Annotated in this window: 22 protein-coding genes; 10 read left to right on the forward strand and 12 right to left on the reverse strand. The window is 73.5% G+C overall.

The window, feature by feature from the left end:
* Position 1: 1 nt before the first annotated feature.
* From ABD287_RS15255 to ABD287_RS15300, 10 genes are all read right to left on the reverse strand, one after another.
* Complete coding sequence (locus tag ABD287_RS15255; protein WP_344173617.1) at positions 2–2,524, reverse strand: ATP-binding cassette domain-containing protein; 2,523 nt, start codon at positions 2,522–2,524, stop codon at positions 2–4.
* Positions 2,521–4,698, reverse strand: a complete 2,178-nt coding sequence (locus ABD287_RS15260) for an NHLP family bacteriocin export ABC transporter peptidase/permease/ATPase subunit (protein ID WP_344173619.1) — start codon at positions 4,696–4,698, stop codon at positions 2,521–2,523. Before ABD287_RS15260 ends, ABD287_RS15255 begins: the two co-directional genes overlap by 4 nt.
* Positions 4,695–5,522 (reverse strand): hypothetical protein, encoded by an 828-nt coding sequence (locus tag ABD287_RS15265; protein WP_344173621.1) that lies wholly within the window; start codon positions 5,520–5,522, stop codon positions 4,695–4,697. Before ABD287_RS15265 ends, ABD287_RS15260 begins: the two co-directional genes overlap by 4 nt.
* Complete coding sequence (locus ABD287_RS15270) at positions 5,519–6,625, reverse strand: hypothetical protein (protein ID WP_344173623.1); 1,107 nt, start codon at positions 6,623–6,625, stop codon at positions 5,519–5,521. The genes ABD287_RS15265 and ABD287_RS15270 overlap by 4 nt, the downstream gene beginning before the upstream one ends.
* Positions 6,622–7,347: a class I SAM-dependent methyltransferase gene (locus tag ABD287_RS15275; RefSeq protein WP_344173625.1), complete on the reverse strand. Its 726-nt coding sequence runs from the start codon at positions 7,345–7,347 to the stop codon at positions 6,622–6,624. Before ABD287_RS15275 ends, ABD287_RS15270 begins: the two co-directional genes overlap by 4 nt.
* A complete protein-coding gene (locus ABD287_RS15280; protein WP_344173627.1) occupies positions 7,344–10,301 on the reverse strand; it encodes a DUF4135 domain-containing protein in 2,958 nt (985 codons plus the stop codon). Before ABD287_RS15280 ends, ABD287_RS15275 begins: the two co-directional genes overlap by 4 nt.
* Positions 10,298–11,296: a hypothetical protein gene (locus ABD287_RS15285; protein ID WP_344173629.1), complete on the reverse strand. Its 999-nt coding sequence runs from the start codon at positions 11,294–11,296 to the stop codon at positions 10,298–10,300. Before ABD287_RS15285 ends, ABD287_RS15280 begins: the two co-directional genes overlap by 4 nt.
* Complete coding sequence (locus tag ABD287_RS15290; protein ID WP_344173631.1) at positions 11,293–11,835, reverse strand: hypothetical protein; 543 nt, start codon at positions 11,833–11,835, stop codon at positions 11,293–11,295. Before ABD287_RS15290 ends, ABD287_RS15285 begins: the two co-directional genes overlap by 4 nt.
* Positions 11,832–12,866 carry a hypothetical protein gene (locus tag ABD287_RS15295; protein ID WP_344173633.1) on the reverse strand — a complete coding sequence of 345 codons (1,035 nt, stop codon included), beginning with the start codon at positions 12,864–12,866 and terminating at the stop codon, positions 11,832–11,834. The genes ABD287_RS15290 and ABD287_RS15295 overlap by 4 nt, the downstream gene beginning before the upstream one ends.
* A gap of 70 nt (positions 12,867–12,936) precedes the next feature.
* The gene (locus ABD287_RS15300; RefSeq protein ID WP_344173635.1) at positions 12,937–13,218 is read right to left on the reverse strand and encodes an NHLP leader peptide family RiPP precursor; all 282 of its coding nucleotides are present in this window, start codon (positions 13,216–13,218) and stop codon (positions 12,937–12,939) included.
* A 109-nt stretch (positions 13,219–13,327) separates the two neighbouring features.
* On the opposite strand from ABD287_RS15300, the gene ABD287_RS15305 reads away from it, so the two are divergent.
* The gene (locus ABD287_RS15305) at positions 13,328–14,353 is read left to right on the forward strand and encodes a hypothetical protein (RefSeq protein WP_344173637.1); all 1,026 of its coding nucleotides are present in this window, start codon (positions 13,328–13,330) and stop codon (positions 14,351–14,353) included.
* Positions 14,354–14,362: 9 nt separating this feature from the next.
* Here ABD287_RS15305 and gcvT read toward each other — a convergent pair whose 3' ends face one another.
* Complete coding sequence (gcvT, locus tag ABD287_RS15310) at positions 14,363–15,493, reverse strand: glycine cleavage system aminomethyltransferase GcvT (RefSeq protein ID WP_344173639.1); 1,131 nt, start codon at positions 15,491–15,493, stop codon at positions 14,363–14,365.
* Between the two features lie 186 nt (positions 15,494–15,679).
* Between gcvT and ABD287_RS15315 the strand changes: the two genes are divergently transcribed.
* Positions 15,680–17,245 carry a leucyl aminopeptidase gene (locus ABD287_RS15315; RefSeq protein WP_344173641.1) on the forward strand — a complete coding sequence of 522 codons (1,566 nt, stop codon included), beginning with the start codon at positions 15,680–15,682 and terminating at the stop codon, positions 17,243–17,245.
* Between the two features lie 80 nt (positions 17,246–17,325).
* On the opposite strand, the gene ABD287_RS15320 is transcribed toward ABD287_RS15315, so the two are convergent.
* Positions 17,326–17,661: a hypothetical protein gene (locus ABD287_RS15320; protein WP_344173661.1), complete on the reverse strand. Its 336-nt coding sequence runs from the start codon at positions 17,659–17,661 to the stop codon at positions 17,326–17,328.
* Between the two features lie 193 nt (positions 17,662–17,854).
* Between ABD287_RS15320 and lpdA the strand changes: the two genes are divergently transcribed.
* From lpdA to ABD287_RS15360, 8 genes are all read left to right on the forward strand, one after another.
* Entirely contained in the window at positions 17,855–19,240 is a 1,386-nt protein-coding gene (lpdA, locus tag ABD287_RS15325; RefSeq protein ID WP_344173643.1) for a dihydrolipoyl dehydrogenase, read from the forward strand.
* A 52-nt stretch (positions 19,241–19,292) separates the two neighbouring features.
* Positions 19,293–21,125, forward strand: coding sequence for a 2-oxoglutarate dehydrogenase, E2 component, dihydrolipoamide succinyltransferase (gene sucB, locus ABD287_RS15330; RefSeq protein WP_344173645.1), 1,833 nt, complete (start codon positions 19,293–19,295; stop codon positions 21,123–21,125).
* Positions 21,126–21,238: 113 nt separating this feature from the next.
* On the forward strand, positions 21,239–22,153 hold the full coding sequence (locus ABD287_RS15335) for a TIGR01777 family oxidoreductase (protein ID WP_344173648.1): 915 nt from the start codon (positions 21,239–21,241) through the stop codon (positions 22,151–22,153).
* A 132-nt stretch (positions 22,154–22,285) separates the two neighbouring features.
* On the forward strand, positions 22,286–22,966 hold the full coding sequence (gene lipB, locus ABD287_RS15340; protein WP_344173651.1) for a lipoyl(octanoyl) transferase LipB: 681 nt from the start codon (positions 22,286–22,288) through the stop codon (positions 22,964–22,966).
* A gap of 40 nt (positions 22,967–23,006) precedes the next feature.
* Positions 23,007–23,804: a GNAT family N-acetyltransferase gene (locus tag ABD287_RS15345; protein ID WP_344173653.1), complete on the forward strand. Its 798-nt coding sequence runs from the start codon at positions 23,007–23,009 to the stop codon at positions 23,802–23,804.
* A 125-nt stretch (positions 23,805–23,929) separates the two neighbouring features.
* On the forward strand, positions 23,930–24,835 hold the full coding sequence (lipA, locus tag ABD287_RS15350) for a lipoyl synthase (RefSeq protein ID WP_344173662.1): 906 nt from the start codon (positions 23,930–23,932) through the stop codon (positions 24,833–24,835).
* A gap of 70 nt (positions 24,836–24,905) precedes the next feature.
* Complete coding sequence (locus ABD287_RS15355) at positions 24,906–25,388, forward strand: hypothetical protein (protein WP_344173655.1); 483 nt, start codon at positions 24,906–24,908, stop codon at positions 25,386–25,388.
* 186 nt (positions 25,389–25,574) lie between these two features.
* The gene (locus ABD287_RS15360; protein ID WP_344173657.1) at positions 25,575–26,414 is read left to right on the forward strand and encodes a hypothetical protein; all 840 of its coding nucleotides are present in this window, start codon (positions 25,575–25,577) and stop codon (positions 26,412–26,414) included.
* The last annotated feature ends 312 nt before the right edge of the window (positions 26,415–26,726 follow it).

Below are 26,726 nucleotides of genomic sequence, written 5' to 3' on the forward strand. Positions count from 1 at the left end.
GTCAGGCGAGCTGTCGGCGGGCGAGGGCGGCGAAGACGCCGCCAGCGGACATGAGGGCATCGAAGTCGCCGGACTCGACGACCGCGCCCCGGTCCAGGACGTAGATGCGGTGGGCGTCGCGGATCGTGCTGAGGCGGTGCGCGATGACGATCCGGGTGGCGTCCAGATTCTCCAGGGACCGGGTGACGGTCTGTTGGGTGAGGTTGTCCAGGGCGCTGGTCGCCTCGTCGAAGATGAGCACCCGGGGGCGGCGGATCAACGCCCTGGCAATCATGAGGCGTTGGCGTTGGCCGCCGGAGAACGTCGAGGCGCCCTCGCTGATGACGGTGCGGATGCCCATCGGCATGGCCCGGACGTCCTCGGCGAGTCCGGCCATGTCCAACGCCTCCCACGCCTGGTCCTGGGTGAGGTTGGTAGTGCCCACCAGCGCGGTGAGGAGACTGCCGGTCGGAACCTGGGCGTTCTGCATGACCACGCCCACCTGCCGGCGCACCGCCTCCAGGTCCAGGGTGTCCAGCGGCTTGCCGTCGAACAGGACGGCCCCGGCGCTGGGGCGGTCGAAGCCGAGCAGCAACCGGATCAGGGTCGACTTTCCGGCCCCGGACGGGCCGACGACGGCCACGAACTCCCCCGGCGCCGCCTGTAGGTCGACCTCGTTGAGGATGCGCGGGCCATCGTCGGTGTAGGCGAAAGACACCTTGGACACTTCGAGCTTGCCGCGCAGGGCGCCCGGGTCGGCCGCGTCGGTGGCCGGCCGCGGGGCGGTCTGGAGCACCGGCCGGGCCGCGTCGTACAGCGGGGCGGCGTCGGCAAGCTGACCCAACGCCGGGGTGATCAGGCTGAGCGCGGTGGTGACCTGCGACAACGCGGCCACCAGGCCGACGAAGACGCCGATGCTCAGGTCGGCCTGGTGGCCGTAGGTGACGACGGCGAGCACGATCAGGGTGGCCACCGCCGGCGACACGGCGGTGACGACCGTCAGCTGCCGTTGGGCCGCGGCGGCGCGGGCGGCGTGGGTCTGCTCCTTGGCGAACATGGCGCCCCAACGGGCGTACATACGTTGCTCGGCGTCGGCGACCCGCACCTTGACGATGCCGGTGAGGGCGGCGGTGACGAACCCGGAGATGCCGTTGCGGGCGTTGACCTCGCCGCGTCGGGCCCGGGTCAGCGCCCGCAGCTGCCACCAGGAGAAGCCGGCGAACAGCGCCAGTCCGGCGACGACGGTGACGCCGATCCAGACGTCGAGGACGAAGGTCACCACGACGCCGGTGACGCCGATGAGCAACCCGATGCCGCCGGTGAGGACGCTGCTGGTGATCAGCTCCCGGATGCCGTCGACGGCCAGCACCCGTCGGGCCAGCTCACCGGGGTTGTAGGCCCGGAAGAACGGCGGCTCCAGGCGCACCACCCGCGCCCACAGCGCGGCGGTGGTCCGCACGTTCAATTGGGTGACCAGGCGTTGCAGCAACAACCCCTGGGCCACCGAGGCGGCGGTGAAGGCCAGGATCAGCCCGGCCACCAGCGCGCCGATCGCCACGATGTTGCCGGCCTCGGCCCGCGGGGCGGCGTCGCCGAGAATGCGGGCGGTGGCCAACGGCACGGCGGCGCCGAGCGTCATCACCGCGACCGCCGTGCCGGCCAGCCGCAGCAGGTCGTTGCGGGCGGTCGGCGGCAGGCCGACCCGCAGCAGGTCCCGCGCCCCGACGGCCCGCTCCGGGAACGTCGGGTACACGCACCAGGCCCGGGCCAGCTCCAGCGGCCCGGTCACCGGGCGCCAACCGGACGGGGCCGACCACGCCTGCCACTGCCGGCCACGGCGGATCAGCGCGTACGCGGTTCCGTCGTCGGCGACGGCGACCATCGGCGGGCTGTCCTCGGTCCACCATGCGCCGCCCAGGTCCACCTCACGGACCGGGGCCCGCAACCGGCCGGCGAGCTGAGGCACGTCCAGGTTGGTGAGGACGGCGGCGGTCTGCACCGAGCGCGCCGGCAACCGCAGCCCGGCCGCCTCGGCGGCCAGCAGCAGCGCCCGTAGCCGCGGCGTGGCGTCCAGGTCGACGGCGCTGTCCACGCCGGTCGTCTCGCCGCGGTTCCGGTCGAGGACGCCGCCGAGCGCGTCGTTGGCGTCGGCGCCGCGCTGGTTGTCGGCGGCCACCCGGCGGCCGATGACCGCCGGGCTGGCATCGGGCTCGCGGACGGCGACGATCCGGGCGGTCAGCTCGGCGCGGCGTAGCTCGTCGTCGACGGTGTCCGCCCCGCCGGCGGCGCCCGGCTGGCAGCGGGCCACCGCCGGGCCGTTGCCGACCAGCTCGATCCGCTCATTGGCGGCCAGCTCGCCGGCCCAGTCGAGACCCGGCAGCCGGTGACCGGCGGTCAGGGTGCCCAGATGCCGGGGCGCCACCGGCGGGCTCTGGTCGGAGATCAGGAACACCTCGACGACGCCCGCCTCGACGGTGACGAGGTCGTCCGCCGCCACGGTGATCCGCCGGTGGGCGTCCAGCCGCAGGCCGGTGGGGGCGCTCACGCCGTCACCAGCCGGGCGTAGGCGCCGCCGTGGGCCATGAGCTGCTCGTGGGCGCCACGCTCGGCGACCTTCCCCCGGTCCAGGACGATGATCTCGTCACAGTCGCGGATCGTCGACAGCCGGTGCGCCACCACGATGGTGGCGCAGGCGCGTCGGCGCAGCGCCTGGTCGACGAGCTGCTCAGTACCGGGGTCCAGAGCGCTGGTGGCCTCGTCGAGCACCAGGACGCTGGGGTTGACCGACAACGCGCGGGCGATCTCGATGCGCTGCTGCTGGCCGCCGGAGAAGTTGCGGCCACCGTCGCTGACGGCGGCCCCGTAACCGCCGGGGCGGACCGCGATGTCGTCGTGGATGGCGGCGTCCCGGGCGGCGGCCACCACCGCGGCGTCGGCGAGGGTGCTGTCCAGGAAGGACACGTTGTCGCGGACGGTGCCGGCGAACAGGACGATCTCCTGGTCGACCAGGGCCAGGCTGGCGGCCAGCACCGGCGCCGGCAGTTGCTCGCGCGGCACCCCGTCGATGCGGATCTCGCCAGCCCACGGCGTGACCAGCCCGCAGATGAGCCTGGCGACGGTGGTCTTGCCGCTGCCGGAGCCGCCGACCAGCGCCACCCGCTGACCGGGCCGCACCCGCAGCGAGAAGTCCTCCAGCAGCGGCGGCTTGTTGGGGCTGTACCCGAAGGTGACCCCGCGCAGCTCGACCTCCCCGCGCAGCCGCCCGGACGGCGCCGCCGCGGTGGCCAGCGGCCTCGGCGGGGTCGGATAGCGCAGCAGGTCGTCGATCCGGTCCAGGTGCCCGCGGGCCTGCTGGACCGCCCCGCCGAGGCTGACCAGCACGCCGATCGGGTTGAGGAAGCCGGCGACGAGGACCGCGAAGGCCATCACCTGCCCGATGGTGAGCCGCTCGTCCAGGACCAGCAGCGCGCCGACGACGATGACGCCGATGTTGGCCAGCTGGGCGGTGAGCGCGGGCACCGCCGAGACGACGGTGAACGGCACCTCAAGCTTCTGCCGGGCGTTGGCCGCCCGGGCGTGGAAACCGGTGATCTTGCCGAAGAGGTCGTCCTCGCCGCCGGACGCCTTCACCGACTCGATCGTGCGCAGACCGTAGTAGGAGGTGGCGTGCAGCGCGGACTCCTCCCGCACCACCACCCCGCTGGCGTCTTCACGGTGCCGCTGAGCCAGCCGCAGCACCACCACGTCGATCACCGCCGCGACCACCGCGATCGCTGTCAGCAGTGGGCTGATGAACGTCATGAGGACCAGGTAGAGGACGGCCGTGAACGCCTGCAGCATCGCGGGGGCGAGCTGGGTGGACACCACCTTCGCCACGTCGCCGCCCAGCTGGAGCCGGTAGGCGACGTCGCCGACGCTGCGCTGGGCGTAGAACGTCAACGGCAGGCGCAGGGCGTGCCGCAGGAACCCGGAGGCCATCGTGACGGCCAGCCGGATGTTGAACCGGTTCACCACCGTCCGCTGCCACCAGGCCAGCCAGAACTGCACCACGATCACCACCGCGAGCGCCGACAGCAGCGTCTGCGCCTCGTCGGGGGCGTGCGGCACCAGCACGTCATCGACGAACAGCTGGGTGGCGATCGGGGCGCCCATCAGCGGGACGATCAACGCCAGACCCGCCGCCACCAGATAGCCCACGCCGGACCAGGCGCCGTCGAGCCGGCCGGCCAGCGAACGCAGGGTGCTCGGGGGCCGCCCCTCCCGGACGAACTCGGGGCCGGGTCGCAGGTGCAGCGTCACGCCGGTGAAGCGGGCGTCGGCGTCGTCCCAGGACACCAGCCGCCGGCCGGACGCCGGGTCGTTGACGCGCAGTCCGGCCCGGGTGACGCCCTCGACGACGAGGAAGTGGTTGAAGTCCCAGAACGCGATCAGCGGGAACGCCACGCCGGACAGGTCGTCCAGGTCGTACTTGGCGCCGGTGGCCTCCATCCCGTACGAGCGGGCCGCTTTGAGGATGCTGACGGCGTTGGAGCCGTCCCGGGATACCTCGCACGCCACCCGCAGCTCCTCCAGCGGAACGTGCCGGCCGTAGTGGGCCAGGATCATCGCGAGCGCGGCGGCGCCGCACTCGACGGCCTCCATCTGGAGCACGGTCGGCACCCGTTGGGGGCGCGGGTAGGGGCCGCTACGGTGCTCCGTGCGGGGCGGCGCGGCGCTCACTGGGCGTTCCGGCCGAAGATGATGTCCAGCGGACGGGACGTCGACAGGGTGACCGTCCCCTCGGCGAGGGTGCCGCTGCCGACGTTGAACGATGGCCCGTCGCCGGAGGTCCACAGGTGGTCGCCGGTGACCGGATCCTGCCGGAGCGCCAGGGTGACCAGCAGCACCGGCGGCCCGTCGATGATGCTCTCGGCGAGCGAGCTGTGGCCGACGACGGTGCGGATCCGGTCGGCGCTCAACGAGTAGTCGCTGACGGCGGTGACGACCGACAGCATCCGCCCGTAGCTGGCCGCCGGGGCGGTGCTGGGCTCGATCTGAGCGTCCATTCCGGAGGTGATCCGTTTGCCCTCGGCGGTCGGGACGAAGACCTGAGCCACCAGCGGACCGGTCGCCACCTCCAGGTAGGCCACGTCCTGACCACGCACGACGACGGTGCCACGTTCGGCGGCGACCGAGATGAGAGTGCCGGTGATCGGGGCCAGCACCGGCACCGGCGGGCTGGCCGGGTCCTCGGTGTTGCGCACCACCGCGATGTGCTGGCCCTGGGTGACCCGCGTCCCCGGGGCGGGCGGCGGCTTCTCGACGAAGCCGTACACCGGCGACTCGGCGGTGAACGTGTACGGCTCGCGCACCAGCAGCCCCGACCCGCTGACCTGCTCCCGGGTGGTGCCCAGGGCTGCCCAGCCGAGCAACGACGCGGCGACGATCACCCCGACGGCCAGGGCGATCCACCCCTTGACGGTGACCACCCGGATCCGCTCGTCGAGCTTCTCCGGCCCCGCGTTGCGGGCCATCGCGTTGCTGCGGAACAGGGTCCGGCTCATCGTGGCTCCCAGGGTCCGGGCCGGCGCGCGGCGCGCAGCGGCAGGCGGGCGTATCCGTCGATCTGCACGGAGTCGGCATTGGTGGGTGGGCCGTTCAGGGTCAGCCACGCCCCGGCGCAGGCGGCGACGGTGGCGACGGCGACGGCGCGGGCGAGGCTGGCGCCGGGGCAGGCATGCGGGCCGGCGCCGAAGGCCAACCGGCCGGCGTCGGCCGGCGGCAGGTCGTCGGCCGACGCGCGCAGGTGCACCAGGACCGGCTGCCCGGCGCCGATGGCCGTCCCGCCGAGGGTGTGCGTCTCGGTGGCGACGCGGCGGACGAACCGCACCGGCGACCGGGCGGCCAGCACCGCCGCGACGACCTCGTCAGGAACCGCGACGGGCTGCGCGGACGCGAGCTCGTGCAGACAGGCGGCGAGCAGCGCGGTGGTGGTGTCGAGGGTGGCCAGCGCCACCAGCAGCACGATCTCGACGGCGGCGTCCAGGCTCAGCGTGCCGTCGGCGACTGCCGTGCCGGTGAGATCCAGCAGGCTGCCGGGTCGTCGCCCGCCGGCGAGCAGCGCGGCGCGGACGTCGGCGGTCGCCTGGGCGCTCAGCGCCGCGACGTCCGCCGGGGCGGCGGTCGAGCCGCCGGTCGCGGCGCCGACCGCCGCCTGCGCCCAGCGGGCCAGACCACGGATCGTGGGTACCGAAACCCCGATGACCCGCGCGGCGGCCAGCTGCGCCAGCGGCCGGGCCAACACCGTGACCGCCTCGCCGCCGCCGGCGGCCACGAACCGGCCCACCAGCCGCCTGGCCCGCGCCCCGGACCGGACGACGCCCGCCGGGTCCGCCGGGGCCCGCAGCGACGCCAGCACCCCGCGCCGGGCCTGCCGGTGCGCCGGGCCGTCGGCGCCGAGCAGGTAGGCGTCGGCGCCGGCCATGATGGACGAGGAGTACCTGGCCGGGTCGGCCAACGCCTGCCGGGCCAGCTCCGCTGAGAGCACGACCATCCCGGCCGGACGGGCGCAGGGCAGCACCGGGCCGAACGAACGCCGGAGCCAGCGCAGCCGCTCGCCGCCGTCGCGGCGCGCTCCGGCATGGGACAGGTCGACGGCGAACGTCATCGCTGGGCCACCACCTCGACGTACGCGGCAACCGGCCGGTCGGACAGGATCCGCCGCACCGCCGCTGACGCGGCCTCGTCCCCGGCCGCCGCCACCAGGGCGTCGGTGTACGGCGTCCACGTCTGGGCGGTGATGTCGGTGATCCGCTGCGCGATGAGTCCCGCGGACCGGAGGGCGTCGGCGTACTGACGGCGGGTGGTCTCGCGGTTCCCCGCCGGGACCAGCGGCGCCCAGCCGGGCCCTGCCGGGTCGACGAGCAGGTCGGTGAGGATGAGCAGTCCGCCGGGGCGCAGCACCCGCGCCGCCTCGGCGAAGAAGTCCCGCCGGGTGGTGAAGTGCAACGCCGCCTCGACGCACAGCACCAGATCGGCGGCCCCGTCGGCAATCGGGAGGGCGGTGGCTTCGGCGCGGGCGACGCCGGGCCGGGCGGCCGGGGCTGGCGGCAGCATCACCGCGCTGCGGTCGACGCCCAGCACGGTCGCCTGTGGCCACCGCAGCGCCATCTGCCGACTCGCCGCCGCCCGACCGCAGGCCACGTCGAGGACGACGGAGGGGTTGCCGGGGACGAGATTCAACAGCCGGTCGACCAGCGCGGCCGACGGGTCGGCCTCCCCGCCGGCCCGCCAACCGACGTTGAGGTGCTCGGGTCCGTGGACCTGCCGTAACAGCGGCGATTCGACATAGACGGCGTAGGCGGCGTCGACGGTCGCCTGGCTGGTCACCGGGTCTCCCCGGCGCTCAGCGTCAGCGGGTTGGGCAGCGGTGGCCCGGCGAGCAGCAGCAGCCCCAGCGCCAGCCCGGCGGCGCCCTGCATGAGCCCGGGCTGGTGCAGCCCGGGCGGCAACGGCCGCAGGTATCGGGGGCGGGCGTCGGAGCGGAGCCGGCTCAGCACCGAATCGGCGGCCGTGCCAGGCGCTCCTCCCGGCGCCGCCCCGACCACCGCCGCCCCGACCACCCCGCAGCAGAGGTGGTGCGGCGCGTCGGCGGGCAGTCCGGGGACGTCGAGCGCCGATGGCGCCGTTCCCCCTGCCAGGGCGGCGCCGACGGCGCCGGAGCACCAGGTCCAGCCGGCGCCGGTGGCCGCCGTGGCGCGGTGCCGCGCGACGGCGGCCACCGCCCGTGCCTGCCCGTCTCTGTCGAGGTGGTCCACCGAGCGCGCCAGCGCCAGGGCTGTGCCGGCGGCGCCGTGCGCCAACCCGGGCTGCGCTGGCACGGCGGCGTCGACGACGAGCCGGGTGGCCTGCCTCGTCGCGGCCCGCCGCAACCGCTCGGGAGCGCGTCCCGGGCCGCCGCCGGGCGCCGCGAGCACGGCCACCGCTCCGGCCAGGCCGGCGGCAAGGTCCAGGCCGAAGCGCTCCGGGGCCGGCCCGAGCAGCCAGCGGCACAGCTCCTCCTCCAACGCCGCCGCGGCCGGGGCCGCCGTTGATCGGTCACCGGCCAGCCGGCCGGCGTGCCGCAGGCCCCATACGATCCCGGCGGCGCCGTGCAGGTAGCCGGGCCCGAGGGTGTCGCACAGGCCGGCCGGGTCGGCCAGCGCCCGGGCGGTCAGCGGCGCGAGCGCCTGCGCGGCCGGCTCGGCCAGATCGCTGTGGACGGTGGCCGCGGCGGCGAGCGCGAACGCGATGCCGGCCTGACCGTCGTACAGCGACCAGCCGACGGGCAGTCTGGGAAAACGACCGTGCCGGTGCTCGAAGCCGAGCCAGCTGATGCCGTCGGCGACGGGCACGGACCGGTCGAGCAGGTCGGTCAGCAGCCGGCCGCTGAGGTCGGCCATCGCCGCCTCCACCCCGCGTGTGCCCTGGCCGTCGACGTCCTCGACGGTTGGTCCGCCAGTCAACGTCGGGGCGCCGTCCCCGCAACGCAGCGCCGAACTGATCAGCGCCCGCTGTACCGCGCCGTCGGACCCGGAAGGCGTCGCCGCCGACGGCGCCGGAGCCGCGGCCGGGCGCCACCGGCCGACCATCCGGCCGTGGTGCAGCACGGCGCCGGTGGCCGGCTCGTGCTCGAAGTACGGCACGTCGAGGCGGCGCAGGTCGGCCTCCTCCGCGGCGCGCATCATGGGACTGATGCCCTCGCCGCCCGGCGGCAGGCCCGCCAGCGCGACGTCCAGGTCGACGCCGGCGTCGAGGGCGGCCGTGCCCAGAGCGCCGAGCAGCACGTCGAGGTAGCGGCGGGTGTAGCGCAGCAGCAACCGCGCCCGCAGGCCCGCCGGGCGTTCCGGCGGGCTGTCGGCCCCGACCCGGTCGTAGCCGGCGAGCACCGCGTCGGTCCAGCCGGCCGGCTGGTAATCGGCGGCCGGCAGGTCCGCGCGGGCCCCGAGGTCGGCCGGTTCGACCACGACCGCCTCGGCGTCGGTTCCGGGACGGTCCACCCGGGGCAGCCCGATCCGGCTCACCGCCGGCAACGCTGGCGACAGGTGGGCGCCGTCGAGGACCTGACCGTCGGCGGAGCAGTCCCAGGACGGCAGCAGTCCCACCCGCAACACCGATCGGGTGAGGGCGGTGGCCGGCAGCGGCCGGTCGTCCAGCTCCCTGGCCAGGGCCAGCTCGAAGTCGGTGACCGGGTGCGCCAACGTCTCGGCGTCGATGACGACCGGCCCGTCCTCGGTGACGACGAGGTTGTCCCGGTGGATGTCGGTGGCCCCGTGCCGGCGCAGGACGGCCAGCAGCTCGCCGGCCCGCTCGTGGTAGCGGCGCAGGTCCGAGGGCTGGTCGCCGGCGACGTGCTCGACCCAGGCGTGGTGGTCGCCGGCCAGCTGCCAGGGTCGGCGTTGGGCGCCGGCGAGCAGGGCCAGTCCGTCGTGTCGGCGCGGCCGGAACCACACCGAACGGCCGTCGGCGAAGTCGATTCGGCTGACGGTGCGCCCGCCCTCGTGCCGGTCGCCGGCGCCGGTGACGAGCCGGCGCAGCGGGGCCAGCCGAGACACGTTCAGCTGGGCGGCGAGCGTGGGCGCGTCCGCGGCGAGCTTGTCGAGCGTCTCGGCGACCGTAGCCGCGGCGTCAGCCGCCAGCTGCGCGCAGAGGCGGGCCAACACCGGGCGCTGCCGCCACACCTGGATGCCGCCGGGTCCGGCGGCGGCGGCGAAGTCCTCGAACAGCTCGTGCGCGTGGCTGCCCGATCGGCGCAGCAGAGCGATGTCGAGGCGGTGCCGGCGGCGGGCCCGGTAGTCGGCGAAGCTGTGGTGCAGCGCCGGGCCCAGCCACCATGCGGCCCGGCCCACCTGATCGGCCAGCGCGCCGGCGATCACCTGACCGGTCGGGTCGAGGTGGCGGAAACGGTCCGCCAGACCGGCGAAGGCACGTTCGGTGATCGGACCCACCAGCCAGCCGTACGCGCCGGGCCAGTGGTGTTGCGCGAGCGTCGGACCAGCCAGATGGGCGGTCAACAGGCTCGCCCACGGCGCCCGGGGCGCCCCGATCCAGCGGGCGCCGCTGAGCGCCCGCAGCGCGGTGGGCTCGTCGGCGCCCAGCCCGGCCAGCCGGCGGGCCAGCGCCTCCGGTCCGCCGAGGCGCTGCCGCCAGCGGACCAGCCGGTCACGGCCCCGGTCGGTGACCTGTTCCCCGGGCCCCACCCAGCACCCGGCCAGGCGTTCGTCCAGGAACGACGCGTCGGCGAGCAGCCACTGGACGATGGCCGTGATAGTCCGCTGGGCGGGCCGGGCGGCGACTGAGGTCACCGGTGGGCCGCCCGGGTCAGCGCCGCCACGACGGTGGCGGTGGTGAACACACCTGTGCGATCGAGCACGATCGCCCCTTCCTTACGGCCGTCGGGCACCCACCGGGTGATGCCGGAGGCGTCCGGGTCGGGGTCGTCGGGATCGGGCACCCGGAGCACCGCCGATGGCTGCCAGGAGCCGTCGAGCCGCAGGTGCCGGCAGAGCCAGGCGGTGGCGGCCGCGCTGGCGTTGGCCGGCCCGCGGCCGGCGGTCAGCGCCCGCAGCGCCAACGCCGTGGCGAAGGCGGAGCCGTTGGGGAACCGTCCGGTGCGGACCGACCCGTCGACGTGCAGCCGACTGGCGGCCCAGGCGGCGGCCCGGCCGGCGGCCGCCGACGCCGCGGGTTGCCCGGCAGCGGCGAGGGCCTCGGCGGCGTGCCCAGCCGTGTACTCAGGGTCGGTCCACCAGTACGCCGGCCAGCCGCCGTCCCGCTGCTGCTGGTCGATGAGCGCGGCGCGGGCGTCCGGGGCGGTCGTGGCGAGCCCGGCGGCGACGGCGGTGACGCACGGGTGCGGCGCGCACCAGCCCTTCATCGCCCGTTCGGGCCCGGCTTCGATGATGGTGCGGATCGGCTCGTCGGCGGCATAGGTGGCGATGCCGGCGGGTCGTTGGTGTTCGGCGAGCGCGGCGTGCGCGGCGGCGACGTCCACCCCGGCCGTTCCCGCGGGCAGGGCGGCGACCCGCAGCGCCCACAAGGTGCTGTCGGCGTCGCCGATGGCCCGGGCGTTGAAGCCGTACCGGCCGTCAGGCCGTTGCCGGCCGGCGAGCCCACGCCGGCCGGTGGCGAGGATTTCGTCGGCGCCGGGGGCGCCGGCCTCGCCGATGGTCGCGGCGACGTACCCGGTGACCCACTCGTCGCTGATCCCCGGGTAGAGATGGAACGCGGACCAGCGGCCGTCGCGGGCGGCGCGGCTGAGGAACTCGGCGCCGGCGACCGCGGCGGTGTGCGGATTCACCGCCGCGCCTCGGCCGGCCGCACCAGGGCGACGGTGACGCCGCCGGGTCCGGCCGGGTCGACGCTCTGCCGGTGGTGCGGCTCGGCGACCAGCCCGGCCAGCCGCAGCGTCGGGTCGGGCCAGCGCTCGCCGGTGTGGATCTGCTGTTCGTGCCAGCGGACACCGGGGCCGACGACGACCACCGGGCCCCCTGGGCCGCGTCGCGCAGTGAGCCGGACGCCGGTGGACAGCGAGACGAGGACGCCGGGCTCGGCGGTCCGCAACGGGCCGAACCGCAGGTGGGAGGGCGGGCCGGGCGGTTCGGCGTCACCCAGCCACACCAGCCAGCGGGTCCAGGCGTCGCCGGGTCCGGCGTCCGGGTCGGCGGCGTCCACTGTGCCGGCCTTGATGGCGTGGCGAAATCGGACGGCCGGGTCCAGGCAGCTGCCGTCGCCGTCGATGGCGGCCAGCTGCGATCCGGTGGCCGGCGCCGGCCACGACGCGGCGGCCGATCTGGCCGCCAGGACCCGGTCCAGCAGCGACGCCGCCCGCAGGCTCACCGCGGGCCTCCGGCGACCTCGTACGCGCCGAAGTACGCCTTGACGCCGGCGCCCCCGTCCGCGCGCACCGTGATCTTCAGGTGGTGCAGGCCCTGCCGGTAGCGGCGCCGACCCATGAGCATCGCCTCGTAGCCTCGGCCGAGGGTGAGCAGGGCGTCCCGCTTGGCGGGCCGGCACAGGCCGCTCGCGACGAGGGAGTCCAGCAGCGTGCCCCACCGTGGGTCCTGGTGCGGTTGTGCGGCGTCGGCCAGCGACAGCTCCAGTCCGATGGTCGGCAGCGGCCCGGCCGGGGTCACGTCGAGGTTGAGGTGGGTGGCGTCGCCGTGGCGTCGGCACCAGTCGAGCCAGCGCTCGACCGCGGCGACCGGGCCGCGCCAGCCGGTGAACGCCAGCGCGGCGATCAGCTCGGTCGGGTCGGTCGTCGGCGCGGCGCAGAACAGGCGGATGCCGGCGCCCGGTCGGGCGGTGAAGCAGCCGACCTGCCGCACGTCCAGTCCGCTGTGCACGATCTGGTCGACCTGCCCGACCAGCGCCGGGTCCGGTGGCGCCTGGGCGAGCGTGCGCAGCACCTCGTTGACCACACCGCCGACCGGTGGCGACCCTGACGGCTCCGCGTCGGAAGAGCGCGCCCGGTCGGGCGTCGCGGCGGTGAACACCGCCGGGGCGCCGACGGGCTGGTCACCGGCGGCGTCGAGCTCAAGCCAGATCCCCGGTGGCAGCGCCGACCCCGCGGCGGCGAGCGACCGGGCCCGTCGGCCCAGCCGCGCGGCGCCCTGCCAGGACGGCTGGCCGGCCAGCTCGGGCGGCAGGGCGACGGCCGGGTCGGCGCCGGCCAGCACGGCGAGCTGGCGTTCGGCGGTGACCAGCAGCAGCAGGTCGACGGTCGGATCGTCGCCGAGGCGCGCCTCCAGCCCGATCCGGGCGCTGAGCGCGTCCGGCAGCGGGTCGGCCAGCAGCCGCAGGCGTTTGCGGGCCGGGTCGTCCACCAGCGCGGTGGGAAGTCGTTCGAGCAGCACATCCAATGCCATCATTCTGGCCCCCTGTACCCGTCGAGTCCGCCGGCGGGGCGCACGCCCGGCCGGCGGACTCGACTTCAGCTCGTCAGCAACTGCTGCAGTTGGGTCCCCACGTGGAGGAGTCGCCGCCGGCGACGCCAGCGAGCTGCTCGTCGCTGAGCTGGCCGCTTTGCTCCTTGGGGGGCAGGACGACGTAGAACTCGTTCTGCTGCTCCTCGACGACCTTGACATTGAGGTCGGTGGGAATGGTGATCCCCAGTTCGCTCTCGATCGCGGCCTTGGGGTTGGCGATCAGCTGCGAACGGAACGAGGCGTCGCTGCGGGCCTTCTCGACGACCCGCTCGACCAGAGCGCTGTTTGTCGGCATGCGGCTTCTCCTTGTGAGGTGATGGGGTAAGCGGAATCACTCTTTGGAGCGACACGGTCACCTTAAGCTAGAAAGAACGCGAAATGCCCACACTTCCAGGAGCTGCCTGATGCTGCTGTCGCTCACCGAGGACGAGGCCGAGCCGGCCATCGCGCTCACGCTCCACGCCGCCGGCGGACGCCAGCGACTCAGCCCCACCGCCTACGACTTCCTCGACCTCATCGCCGCCGCCCAGCCCGGAAAGCCAGAGCTGTCCGCGGTGGCCGAAGGGCCGCCCGACCCCGAGACCGGCCGCCGGCTACGTCACCAGGCACGCCAGCAGATCCTGCGGACGGCCATCGCGCTGGCCGTGCTCAACGAGGCGCCGACTGAGGCCGACCACGCGCGGCTGGCCCGGACGGCCCGCCAACTGGAGGTGGCCGAACCGGCCGTCGACGTCATCGCGGCGATGGCCGCCGGCGAGGTGCCGCTGACGTTGGTGCGGACGGTCGAGTTCGACGCCTACCGCACGCCCGTCCCGCGCGATCTGGCGCTGCTGCCGGCCTACGCGCGCTACCTGAGCCTCGGGCTACCGGCAGCCGCCATCCACGGCGCCGCGCCCGACGACCGGCTCGCCGCCCTCTTCGACGGCCTGGCCGCCCTGCCGGTTGGCGCCACTGGTCGGGCCTTCGCCGACTTCTACGCCGCGCACGGCTGGCGGACGCCGGGACGCCCCGGCGCGGTCGCGCTGCCGCTGACCCTGCATGACTGGCTGCACGTCTACATCGGCTCGACCACCGAGCCGCTCGGGGAGGTGGAGGTCGGCGCCTACGCCGCCGGCGTCACCCGGCACCATCTGGGCTTCCACAACCTGCTCATCGTGCTGCTCATGTTCGAGCACGGCATGATCGGGGCGATGAGCGGCGGCCCCGGCCTCGCGCCGGCGGGCGCGGGCGCCCGCCGGGCCCTGGACCGTGAGCGGGGCCGGGGCGTCACCGGCACCCCCGACGGCGGTCGGGCGGTCGCGGACGCGATCCTGCGTGGACGGGCCACCAACACCGACCTGTACCTGGGGGTGGACCACCTGGCGCAGGCGGCGACGCCGCTGGCCGACCTGCGCCGGCGCTACGAGATCCCTCCCCGCCTCCTGGGGTGACGGCGAGGGTCAGCGCACCGACGGCGACACGAACGGCGGCTTGACCACCCGCATCGCGCAACGCCGCCCCCGGACGTCCACCTCGACGGTGTCGCCCTCGGCGATCCCGGCGGCGGCGTCGAGCAGCGCCAACGCGATGCCCTGCTTGAGGGTCGGCGAGAAGGTCCCGCTGGTGACCTCGCCCACGACCTCGTCGTCGCGCATCACCTGCATGTGGGCGCGCGGGATGCCCCGGTCGGCGGCCAGCAGACCCCACAGCGTGCGACGGGCGCCGGCGGCCCGCTCGGCGGTCAGCGCGTCCTTGCCCCAGAACTGCGGCTTGTTCCAGCCGACGGCCCAACCGGAGCGCGCCTGCACCGGGCTGATCTCCAGCGAGAGGTCCTGCCCGTGCAGCGGGTAGCCCATCTCGGTGCGCAGGGTGTCCCGGGCGCCCAGCCCGCAGGCCCGGGCCCCGAACGGCTCGCCGGCGGCGAAGACCGCGTCCCAGACGACCGTCGCGCCGTCGGCCGGGACGACCAGCTCGTAGCCGTGCTCGCCGGTGTATCCGGTACGGCAGACCGTCAGCTCGACCCCGTCGAGCGTGGCCGGGGCGAAGGACATGTATTCGTGCTCGGTAGGCAGACCCAGCGCGGCCAGCAGTTCAGCCGACCTCGGCCCCTGAATGGCCAGGACCGCGTGCCCGGTGTGCTCGTTGGCCACGCTGACGCCGTCAGGCGCCGCGGCGGTCAGCCGGCGCGCCACCTCGGCGGTGTTGGCGGCGTTCGGGATGAGGAAGACATGGTCGTCGGCGTACAGGTAGGCGATGATGTCGTCCACCACGCCACCGGTCGCGTCGTCGCAGCACAGGGTGTACTGCGCCTTGCCCGGCTTGATCCGGTCGAGGTCGTTGCTGAGGCAGCGGTTGACGAACTCCGCCGCGCCCGGCCCACTGATCCTGGCCTTGCCGAGGTGTGAGACATCGAAGACGCCGACCGCCGTGCGGACCGCGGTGTGCTCGGCGACGACGCCGCCGCCGGCGTACTCCAGCGGCATCTGCCAGCCGCCGAAGGCGGCGAACCTGGCCCCCGCGGCGACGTGTCGACCATGCAGCGGGGAGCGCAGACCAGCGTCGGTTCCAGTCTCGACATTGTCAGCAGTCATAGGCGCAACTTACCGCGCGCCCGGCGGGCGGTTAGCATCGGCGGGACATGGCGCCAGACGGCCGGTAACGTCCGTAGGTGATCATGCAGATCGCGGCTGGTCGATCTCGGTCACCAGCTGCGTATTCCGTCCGCTGTCTGCGTCACGTACCGCGTGATCAGACCCCTGATGCCCCGGAGTCGCCGCGTGACGCCGCCCGCCCGTAAAACCCGATCCGCCAACCTGACCCTGTCCTTGGTCGACACCGACCCGGCAACGATGACCGTCGACGCCGTCGTCATCGGCGTGTACCGCCAGGACGACGTCAAGACGCCGCTGCTGGCGGCGGCCGGCGCCGAGAGCGTCGCCGCCGCGTTCGACGGGTCCCTCATCGACACTCTCGTCCTGCTCGGCGCCACCGGCGCCGCCAACGAGGTCACCAAACTGGCCACCCTCGGCACGATCAGCGCGCCGGTGGTCGTCGCCGTCGGCCTGGGCGCCGAGCCCACCGCGGCCGCGCCGGCCACCGAGACGCTGCGTCGGGCCGCCGCCGCAGCGGTGCGCGCGCTCGGCGGCGCCACCAAGGTCGCCCTCGCCCTGCCGATGTCCGACGACGAGCCGGCGGCGCAGCTGCGGGCGATCGCCGAGGGCGCGCAGCTCGGCAACTACCGCTTCACCGCCTACAAGACCAAGGCGCAGCCGGCCAACCGGGAGCCGGTGCGGGCGTTGCAGTTCGTCGTCCCGGACGCCAAGGACAAGGCGGTCAAGGCCGAGCTGAGCCGCGCCGAGATCGTCGCCGGCGCGGCGCTGCGCACCCGCGACTGGGTGAACACCCCGCCGAACGACAAGCGGCCGCCGGCGTTCGCGGACTCGGTCGCCGAGGCCGCCCGCACGGCTGGCCTGGACGTGGAGGTGCTGGACGAGAAGGCGCTGCGCAAGGGCGGCTTCGGCGGCATCCTGGCCGTCGGGATGGGCTCGGAGGCCCCGCCGCGCCTGGTGAAGATCAGCTACACGCCGAAGAAGGCCAAGGGCCCCAAGGTCGCGCTGATCGGCAAGGGCATCACCTTCGACACCGGCGGCGTCTCGATCAAGCCGGCCGCGGGCATGTGGGAGATGAAGTCGGACATGGGCGGCGCCGCCGCCATCGCCGCGACGATGGTCGCGGTGGCGCAGCTCAAGCCGTCCGTGGCGGTCACCGCCTATATCCCGATGGCGGAGAACATGCCCTCGGGCACGGCGTACCGGCCCGGCGACGTCGTCACCATGTACGGCGGCAAGCGGGTCGAGGTGCTCAACACCGACGCCGAGGGCCGGATGATCCTGGCCGACGCGATGACCCTGGCCGGCGAGGAGGGCTGCGACTACCTCATCGAGACCTCAACCCTCACCGGCGGACAGGTCACCGCGCTGGGCAAGCGGATCTCGGGCGTCATGGGCACCACCGAGCTGTGCGAGCGGATCCGGGTGGCCGGCGACGCGGTCGGCGAGCCGACCTGGCCGATGCCGCTGCCGGAGGAGGTCCGTCGCGGGATGGACTCCGACGTGGCCGACCTCTGCCAGATCAACGCCTCCGGCGACCGGTCGGCGCACATGCTCCAGGGCGGCGCGTTCCTGTCGGACTTCATCGCCGAGGGCGTCTCCTGGGCTCACATCGACATCGCCGGACCGAGTTTCCACACCGGCGAGCCGAACGGCTACCTCAGCAAGGGCGGGACCGGCGTGCCGGTGCGCACGCTCGTCGCGCTGGTCGAGGACCTGGCCACGAACGGCTGACAGCCTGACGTGATGCGGTGGCGGCGGGTGTTTCCCGTCGCCACCGCTGCGTCCAGGAGAGGAGCTGAGCGGGCGTTGGCTCAGCGTGGCGCGGGCCCGAACTCCTCGGGACGCCGCTTGCGTCGCTCGTTGTAGTCCCGCATCCGCTGCGGGTAGCCCACGAGCGTGACGTCGTAGAGCGGGACGCCCTGTTGGTGGGCGAAGCGGCGGGCGGCCTGCGGGTCGGCGACGCGGCGCCGGGTCCACTCCCCGTCGTGGGCCACGAGCAGCACGGTCGTCTCGGTGACGGTGGTGCGGGGCTCCAGGTAGGCCTCGACCCCGTAGCGCGATTGGATAAACTTCTCAAGATGCGCCAAACGCTCCCCGGCTGACACATGAGGCCGCTCGGCCGTCTTTTTCCGCCCGAACCAGGGCATCCGCAACCAGGACACCGTCCACCCTCCCCGCTCGGTCCACAGGCGTGCAAGGGTACGTCGAGGGCGCCACGATCCCGGAACGCCGCCGCGCGAAGCAGCGGACGTGTCCTTCGGCACCTGGGCGCCCGAAGCGGTTCTACAAGTGACAAGATGGCTCTGGCGACTGCCAGCTGACGCGTACTCAGGAGTGACCGTGAACGACCCCAACACCTTCGACATCGTGATTCTGGGCGCCGGCAGCGGTGGGTACGCCGCCGCGCTGCGAGCCGCCCAGCTCGACCTCAAGGTCGCTCTCATCGAGAAGGGCGAGGTCGGCGGCACCTGCCTGCACCGAGGCTGCATCCCGACAAAGGCGCTGCTGCACGCCGCCGAGGTCGCCGACCAGACCCGCGAGTCAGAGCAGTTCGGCGTCAACGCCACGCTCGACAGCATCGACATCAAGGGCGTCAACGCCTACAAGGACGGCGTCGTCGGACGCCTCTACAAGGGCCTACAGGGCCTGCTCAAGGGATCGGCGAACATCACCATCGTCGAGGGCGCCGGCACGCTGGTCGGCCCGAACGCCGTCGAGGTCGACGGCCGGCGTTACACCGGACGCAACATCGTCCTGGCCTCCGGCTCCTACTCGCGTACTTTGCCGGGCATCGAGCTGGACGGCGAGACGATCGTGGCCAGCGAGCACGCCCTGACCCTGGAGAAGATCCCCGCCTCGGTGATCGTCCTCGGCGGCGGCGTCATCGGCGTCGAGTTCGCCAGCGTGTGGAAGTCTTTCGGCGTCGACGTGACGATCGTCGAGGCCGCCCCCCGCCTGGTCCCGGCCGAGGACGAGGAGTGCTCGAAGGCGTTGGAGCGGGCCTTCCGCAAGCGGAAGATCAACTTCAAGGTCGGCAAGCCGTTCGAGAAGGTCGAGAAGACCGCCGGCGGCGTCAGGATGACCATCGCCGGCGGCGACACCGTCGAGGCCGAGATGCTGCTGGTCGCGGTCGGCCGCGGCCCGAACACCGCCGGCCTCGGCTTCGAGGAGCAGGGCGTGGCCATGGACCGCGGCTTCGTCCTGGCCGACGAGCGGCTGCGCACCAACGTTCCGAACATCTACGCCGTCGGCGACATCGTGCCCGGTCTTCAGCTCGCCCACCGCGGCTTCCAGCAGGGCATCTTCGTCGCCGAGGAGATCGCCGGGCTCAACCCGGCGGTCATCGACGAGAACGGCATTCCCCGGGTCACCTACTGCGACCCGGAGATCGCCTCGATCGGTCTCACCGAGGCGAAGGCCAGAGAGCAGCACGGCGCCGACAAGGTCGAGACGTACAACTACAACCTCGGCGGCAACGGCAAGAGCCAGATCCTCAAGACGGCCGGCTTCGTCAAGCTGGTCCGGGTCGCCGACGGACCGGTCGTCGGCGTCCACCTGGTCGGCGCGCGGGTCGGCGAGCTGATCGGCGAGGCGCAGCTGATCTTCAACTGGGAGGCGTTCCCGGCCGAGGTCGCGCAGCTGGTCCACGCCCACCCGACGCAGAACGAGGCGCTCGGCGAGGCGTTCCTGGCGCTCGCCGGCAAGCCGCTGCACGCCCACAACTGACCGGCCCGCTCGCGTACCACTGACTTAAGCCAGGAGAAGGAGTCGACCCAACATGTCGGTATCGGTCACCATGCCGCGGCTCGGCGAGAGCGTCACCGAGGGCACCGTCACCCGCTGGCTGAAGCAGGAGGGTGACACCGTCGCGGCGGACGAGCCCCTGCTGGAGGTCTCCACCGACAAGGTGGACACCGAGATCCCGTCGCCGGCCGCCGGCGTCCTGGCCCGGATCGTCGTGGCCGAGGACGAGACGGCCGAGGTCGGCAGCGAGCTGGCTGTGATCAACGACGGCGGGGAGGGTGGCGGCGCGTCGTCCGCCCCCGCCGTCGGGCAGTCGGCGCCCGCCGGGCAGCCAGCAACGCCAGCGGCTCAGGAGCAGGCGCCGGCAGCTGCCGCGCCAGCTCACGCCGCTCCGCCAGCTCACGCCGCTCCGCCAGCTCACGCCGCTGCCCCAGCGACCAGCCCGGCGGGGTCGGCCACACCGGCCCCGAGCGGCGGCACCCCGGTGACCTTGCCTGCGCTCGGCGAGAGCGTCACCGAGGGCACGGTCACCCGTTGGCTGAAGCAGGTCGGCGACCAGGTCGAGGCCGACGAGCCCCTGCTGGAGGTCTCCACCGACAAGGTCGACACCGAGATCCCGTCACCGGTGTCCGGCACGCTGCTGGAGATCCGGGTCGGTGAGGACGACACCGCCGAGGTCGGGGCCGTCCTGGCCGTCGTCGGCGGCGCGGACGCAACGCCCGCTCAGCCCTCGCCGTCCACCGCCACGCCGGCTCACGCCAGCGCCCTGGCCCCGCCCGCCGTCCCGCCCGCGCCTGCTGCCCAACCGGCGGCTCAGCCGACCAGCGTGCCCGCACCGCAGGCTGCCGCGCCCGCGCCGCAGCCTGCGGTGTTCGCGCCCCGGACGGCCTCCGCGCCCCCGGCGCCGCCCGCGCCGCGCGCCCAGTCCAACGGCGGGCAGCCCACCGGTGGCGACGCCGGTTACCTGACCCCGCTGGTCCGGAAGTTGGCGGCCGAGCACGGAGTCGACCTGTCCGCCCTCGCCGGGACCGGCGTCGGCGGCCGGGTCCGCCGGCAGGACGTCCTCGACGCGGCCCAGCGCGCCAAGGCCGCCCCGGCGCCACAGGCAGCCCCCGCGCCGGCCAAGGCCCAGCCCAGCCCGCTGCGAGGCCGGACCGAGAAGCTGTCCCGGATGCGGGGCCTGATCGCCCGTCGGATGGTCGAGTCGCTCCAGGTGTCGGCGCAGCTCACCACTGTGGTCGAGGTCGACGTCACGAAGATCGCGGCGCTGCGGAACCGGGCCAAGGCCGCCTTCCAGGCCACCCACGGCGTGAAGCTGTCGTTCCTGCCGTTCTTCGCGCTGGCCGCCGTCGAGGCGCTTCGGGTGCACCCGAACGTCAACGCCTCCATCGACCTGGAGGCAGGCACGGTCACCTACCACGCCGCCGAGCACCTGGGCATGGCGGTGGACACCGACCGTGGCCTGCTCGTGCCGGTGATCCACGACGCGGGGGATCTCAACCTTCCCGGTCTGGCCAAGCGGATCGCCGACGTGGCCGAGCGCACCCGCACCAACAAGATCAGCCCGGACGACCTGTCCGGCGGCACGTTCACGCTGACCAACACCGGCAGCCGCGGAGCGCTGTTCGACACGCCGATCATCAACCAGCCCCAGGTGGGCATCCTCGGCACCGGCGCGGTGGTCAAGCGCGCGGTCGTCGTCGACCACCCGGAGCTTGGCGAGGTCGTGGCGCCACGGTCGATGGTCTACCTGGCGCTGTCCTACGACCACCGGCTGGTCGACGGAGCGGACGCGGCCCGGTTCCTGGGAACGATCAAGGAGCGGCTTGAGGCTGGCCAGTTCGAGGCGGAACTCGGCCTGTCCTGATCCACTGCTCGTCGCCGGACCCCGGCGCTACCACCGGCAACCAGGTGGCAGCGTCGGGGTCCCTCGTTTCCGCCCGGCCGGCGACCGGGCGCCCGATAGGCGAGGATGGACGCATGCGAATCGTGCTCGCCGGCGCCTCCGGCTTTCTGGGAACGGCGCTGGCCGACCGGCTGCGCGCGCAGGGACACGACCTCACCCGTCTGGTGCGGCGCACGCCGCGCGGGCCGGAGGAGGCGCGGTGGGACCCGTCCTCCCGGGCATTGGACCCTGCGGTGCTCGCCGGGGCTGACGCGGTGGTGAACCTCGCCGGGGCCGGTGTCGGCGATCACCGCTGGACCGACGCCTACAAGCGGACGCTGCGCGACAGTCGGGTGCACAGCGCCGCGACGCTGGCTACGACGACCGCGGCGCTGCCGGCGGATGCCCGCCCGGGAGTTTTCCTGGCCGGCTCGGCGATCGGCTTCTACGGCGACACCGGGGACACCCCCGTGGACGAGTCGTCGCCGGCTGGCGAAGGTTTCCTCGCCGACATCTGCCGGGAGTGGGAGGCCGCCGCCGCGCCGGTTGCCGGCGTGGGCGTTCGGCTGTGCCTGCTCCGGACCGGCCTGCCGCTGCACCGGGACGGCGGGCTGCTCAAGCCGCAGCTGCTGCCGTTCCGGCTCGGTCTCGGCGGCCGGTTCGGCAGCGGACGTCAGTGGGTGCCGTGGATCTCGCTGCGGGACTGGCTGGCGGCGGCGATGTTCCTGCTGGAATGCCCGGATCTCGCGGGTCCGGTGAATCTGGTCTCCCCGCGTCCGGTGACGAACGCCGAGTTCACCAAGGCGCTGGCCGCGCAGCTGGGGCGGCCGGCGATCTGGGCGATTCCGGGCGTCGCGCTGCGGATCGCGCTGGGTGAGTTCGCGGTCGAGACGCTGCGTAGCGCCCGGGTACAGCCGCAGGCGCTCGACGAGGCGGGTTTCCGTTTCGAACACCCGGATCTCGCGTCGGCGATGCGGGCGGCCTTTGACGACGACCGGCCGCCGCGCTGAGAGGTCGCGCGGCGGCCGGCTGACGCCCGCACGAGGAACAGGCGCCGATCGGCGGGTGGCTCAGCGGCGGACCGCGCTCGGCCCCGGTGGACGGCCGTGGCCGGGCCGGCGCAACCGGTCTACGCTGGCCGCGTGACCAGCGCTGTTCCCGTCTCCAGCACCAGCCCCGCCGGCGCGCCGTTGACCGTCCGCCGGCTCGGCCTCGTCGACTACGAGCCAGCCCTGGCCGAACAGCGGCGGCTGCACGCCGAGGTCGTCGCGGGCGAATCGCCGGACACGGTGCTGCTGCTGGAGCACCCCAGCGTCTACACCGCGGGGAAACGCACCAACACCTGGGACCGCCCCATCGACGGCACACCGGTCATCGACGTCGACCGCGGCGGCCGGATCACCTGGCATGGGCCAGGGCAGATCGTCGGCTACCCCATCGTCACGCTCCCGGAGACCAGGCAGGGCAAGCCTGCCGATGTCGTCGCCCACGTCCGTCGGGTCGAGCAGGTGATCATCAACGTCTGCGCCGGGCTGGGCGTGCCCGTCTACCGGGTGGACGGGCGCAGCGGCGTCTGGGTCCTCGCTGACGAGCGCGGGCCGGATCGCAAGGTGGCGGCGGTGGGTATCCGGGTGGCCCGGGGCGTGGGCCTGCACGGTTTTGCGCTCAACTGCGACAGTGACCTCACCCACTTCGACAAGATCGTCCCGTGCGGAATCGCCGACGCCGGTGTGACCTCGCTGAGCGTCGAGCTGGGCCGGCAGGTCACCGTCGCGGAGGTCCTGCCGTTGGTCGAACGCCAGCTGCCGCTGCTGCTGGGTTGAGCGCCGCGAAACCGGTTGCCGCCGGCTCTAGGCTGGCGCTGTGTTGGACGCGACGAGACTTCGTGACGAGTACGACCGCCAGATCCGCGCAGCCGAGGGCTCAGCCCTGGCGGAGGGAATGACCGTCGAGACCGACGGCCCGGTGGTCCGGGTGCTGTATCCGGGGCGCGGATTCGTCAGCGTCCCCCGGGCGTTGCGGCTCGACGACGCGGAGATGGACGCGCTCATCGCCCGTCAGCGGGACCGCTTCGCGGCGCTCGGCCAGCCTGTCGAGTGGAAGACCCGCAGCCACGACCTGCCGGCGGACCTCACCGACCGGCTGCGGGCGGCCGGCTTCGTTCCGGAGGACGAGGAGACCGTGCTGGTGGCCGCCACCGTTCACCTGGCGGCGCCGACTCCCCCGCCGACCGGGGTGACGCTGCGCGAAGTTGACACCGACGCCGACTTCCACCGGATCGCCGCCATGCACGAGCAGGTGTGGCACAACGGCCGCGACTGGCTCGCCGCCTCGCTGTCCCGCCGCAAGGCAGCCAGCCCCGACAACCTACGGATCCTGGTCGCCGAGGCCGACGGCGACGTGGTGTCGGCGGCGTGGCTGGAGTTCGCCGACGGCGTCGACTTCGCTGGGCTGTGGGGTGGGTCGACGCTGGCCGCTTGGCGCGGGCGCGGCATCTACCGGGCGCTCGTCGCGCGGCGCGCGCAGCTGGCCGCCGACCGGGGCGCCCCTTACCTTCAGGTGGACGCCTCGGCCGACAGCGCGCCGATCCTGCGCCGGCTCGGGTTCGTCGAGCTGACCAGGACGACCCCGTATGTCTGGACTCCCCCGGTCACTGCCTGAGCCGGTGCGGGTCGCGCGGGAAGGCGCTGGCCTGGCGCACGTGTGAGGAGCGTCGCCCAGCCGTGTGTCGCCGGTGGTCCACGGCGTAGCCTGGCCGGGTGACCGTAGCTCCCGAAGGCCGCCGCATGCTGCGCATCGAGGCCCGCAACGCCGAGACGCCGATCGAACGGAAGCCTCCGTGGATCAAGGTGAAGGCGAAGATGGGACCCGAGTTCACCGCGCTCCGCGGGTTGGTGAACCGGGAGGGTCTGCACACGGTGTGCCAGGAGGCCGGCTGTCCCAACATCTACGAGTGCTGGGAGGACCGGGAGGCCACGTTCCTCATCGGCGGCGACCAGTGCACCCGCCGCTGCGACTTCTGCAACATCGACACCGGCAAGCCAGCCGAGCTGGACGCCGACGAGCCCCGTCGGGTGGCTGAGTCGGTCGTCAGCATGGGGCTGCGATACGCCACGATCACCGGCGTCGCCCGCGACGACCTTCCCGACGGCGGCGCCTGGCTGTACGCGGAGACGGTGCGCCAGATCCATGCCGGTCAGCCCGGATGCGGCGTCGAGTTGCTCATTCCGGATTTCAACGCCGTTCCGGAGCAGCTCGCCGAGGTGTTCAGCTCCCGGCCCGAGGTGCTCGCGCACAACGTCGAAACCGTCCCGCGGATCTTCAAGCGGATCCGGCCGGGGTTCCGGTACGAACGGTCGCTGGAGGTCATCACGCAGGCCCGGGCGGCCGGGCTGGTGACCAAGTCGAATCTCATCCTGGGCATGGGCGAGGAGCGGTCCGAGATCTCCCAGGCGCTGCGGGACCTGCACGCCGCCGGCTGCGAGCTGATCACCATCACCCAGTACCTGCGGCCGTCCCCGCGGCATCATCCGGTCGATCGCTGGGTGAAGCCGGAGGAGTTCGTCGAGCTGTCCGCCGAGGCGTCCGAGGTCGGCTTCGCCGGAGTGATGAGCGGCCCGCTGGTGCGCTCGTCGTACCGAGCCGGCCGGCTCTACCAGCAGGCCGTCACGGCCCGTGCCGCGATCGGCTGAGACTTCCCGCTGCCCCGTTGAACTGTTGGCTGATCACCGTCCGTAGTTACCGATCGTGACGGTCTGGTTGGTGGACCTGCTGCCCGCCCTGGTCGCGGGTGGCATCGCCATGCTGTCGCTCTTTGTCGCGGGGCGCGGCCTGCGGGTGCTGCGCCAGGGCTGGTTGGCACGCCAACACACGGCACGGCTACTGAGCCGGGGCCGTTCCGTAGACGCCGTTGTCGTTGGCCGGGAGCCCGGGACCGTCGGCGCCCGGATGGCGGATCTCCGCCCGGTCGTGGCGTTCCTCGGCGACGACGGCAAGGTGGTGCGCGCGGTCGCCGACCACCCGCTCACCCGACGCTCGATCACGCAGCCGTTGCTCACCGGCCAGCGGGTGCTGGTGGCGTACGAGAAGACACCCCGGCTCGCGGTGGAGGTCATCACCGCGAACTCGGACGGTCCGGCACAGGGATTGATGACCATCGGTATGGCGCTGTTCTCCGGCGGGATCACGCTGCTGGTCTTCAGCGGCATGACCTATGTCGCGGCAAGCGTGCTATTCGCGTTCTGAATCGCCGCGCCACCCCAACGAGTCCGATTTAGACGTATATCGCGTGCGGACGGCCCGTAACCTCAACAAAAGCCGTGTCACAGCATCGGGTGATCGGCGCAAGAATGCCATCTTTGAGGCGATCCACAGAGGATTGGCGTCGGTAATATGGCCGACGTACCCCTTCACCCCCAATGGGAGTCCTCTGTGTTGATCCGTGTAGGCGCCGCCGTGGCCGGCGCCTCAGTGCTCGGCGTCTCTGCTGCCCTCGCCGTGGCCACCACCGCCGCGGCCGAACCGGCTACCGATGACGGCAGGGCCACCACCAGCTCGACCGCACAGCTCGTCCGCACCGGACAGCACGGCGACGGCAAGATCGACGCCAGTGGCCTGCCGACGACGGCGAAGAAAGCCCAGACCTCGACGGGCTGCTGCGCTCTCGGCGGCGGCCCTTACCGGGACCGCGACGTGTGGATCTTCTCGCTGTCAAAGGGCGCGAAACTGCTCAAGGTCACCGCGATGTTCGACGTCGATGGCGACGGCAGGTACAACCCGGACAAGGACCTTCGCGTCGTCGTCGAGAAGAACAGCGAGAACGGCGACATCGTGAAGGACGGCCAACGCTACATGGCGTGGCTGCGCGCCCCGAAGAAGCTGACCCTGCTCAGCGCCCAGGCCAAGATCGATGGCAAGGCCGAGAAGTTCTGGGTGAGCGACGCGTGCCCGGCCAAGCCCGGCGGCCCGAACCCGACCGACCCGCCCAAGCCGACCGACCCGCCCAAGCCAACTGACCCGCCCAAGCCGACCGACCCGCCCAAGCCGACTGACCCGCCGAAGCCGACCGAGTCACCGCGTCCGCCGGAGACCCCGGCCCCGACCACGCCGCCCGGCGGCGGTTCCGGTGGCGGTCTGCCGGTCACCGGCGTCGGCCTCACCAGCGCCATGGTCGCCGGCGCCGGCCTGCTCACGGCGGGCGCTGGCGCGATCGTCGTCGCGCGTCGTCGTCGACTGGGCGCGATCAGGGTCAGCAACGGCCCGACAGCCTGACCAACCCGACCGCGGGGACCGAAGGCCACCGGCCTGACGTAGGTCCCTGACAGGGCGGCGATCTCGAATTCGAGATCGCCGCCCTGTCAGTTTTTCTGTCCGCCAATCACCGGCGACAAAGCGGGAAGGCCAGGCGTGCGACAGCCCGGTCAGGCGATCCGTAACCGGCGTCGGCTCGCCGCCGCGATGCCTTTCGGCGTTGCCCGGGGTCAACAGTGAGCCTTTCCGGGCAATGGTTCGGTGACCGTGCGTTACGTGGTGCGGTCGGCTTCCAGGTGTAGGAGCACGAGGGCGGCGGCGGCGATCTGACCG

This window comes from Pilimelia columellifera subsp. columellifera (genome assembly GCF_039532605.1).
Taxonomy (GTDB): domain Bacteria; phylum Actinomycetota; class Actinomycetes; order Mycobacteriales; family Micromonosporaceae; genus Pilimelia; species Pilimelia columellifera.

Coding starts and splice junctions, on each gene's coding strand:
- ABD287_RS15265 (WP_344173621.1), bottom strand. CDS start 5,522: ATGAGCCGGACCCTGTTCCGCAGCAACGCGATGGCCCGCAACGCGGGG.
- ABD287_RS15270 (WP_344173623.1), bottom strand. CDS start 6,625: ATGACGTTCGCCGTCGACCTGTCCCATGCCGGAGCGCGCCGCGACGGC.
- ABD287_RS15295 (WP_344173633.1), bottom strand. CDS start 12,866: ATGATGGCATTGGATGTGCTGCTCGAACGACTTCCCACCGCGCTGGTG.
- ABD287_RS15300 (WP_344173635.1), bottom strand. CDS start 13,218: ATGCCGACAAACAGCGCTCTGGTCGAGCGGGTCGTCGAGAAGGCCCGC.
- ABD287_RS15305 (WP_344173637.1), top strand. CDS start 13,328: ATGCTGCTGTCGCTCACCGAGGACGAGGCCGAGCCGGCCATCGCGCTC.
- gcvT (WP_344173639.1), bottom strand. CDS start 15,493: ATGACTGCTGACAATGTCGAGACTGGAACCGACGCTGGTCTGCGCTCC.
- ABD287_RS15320 (WP_344173661.1), bottom strand. CDS start 17,661: ATGCCCTGGTTCGGGCGGAAAAAGACGGCCGAGCGGCCTCATGTGTCA.
- sucB (WP_344173645.1), top strand. CDS start 19,293: ATGTCGGTATCGGTCACCATGCCGCGGCTCGGCGAGAGCGTCACCGAG.
- ABD287_RS15335 (WP_344173648.1), top strand. CDS start 21,239: ATGCGAATCGTGCTCGCCGGCGCCTCCGGCTTTCTGGGAACGGCGCTG.
- lipA (WP_344173662.1), top strand. CDS start 23,930: ATGCTGCGCATCGAGGCCCGCAACGCCGAGACGCCGATCGAACGGAAG.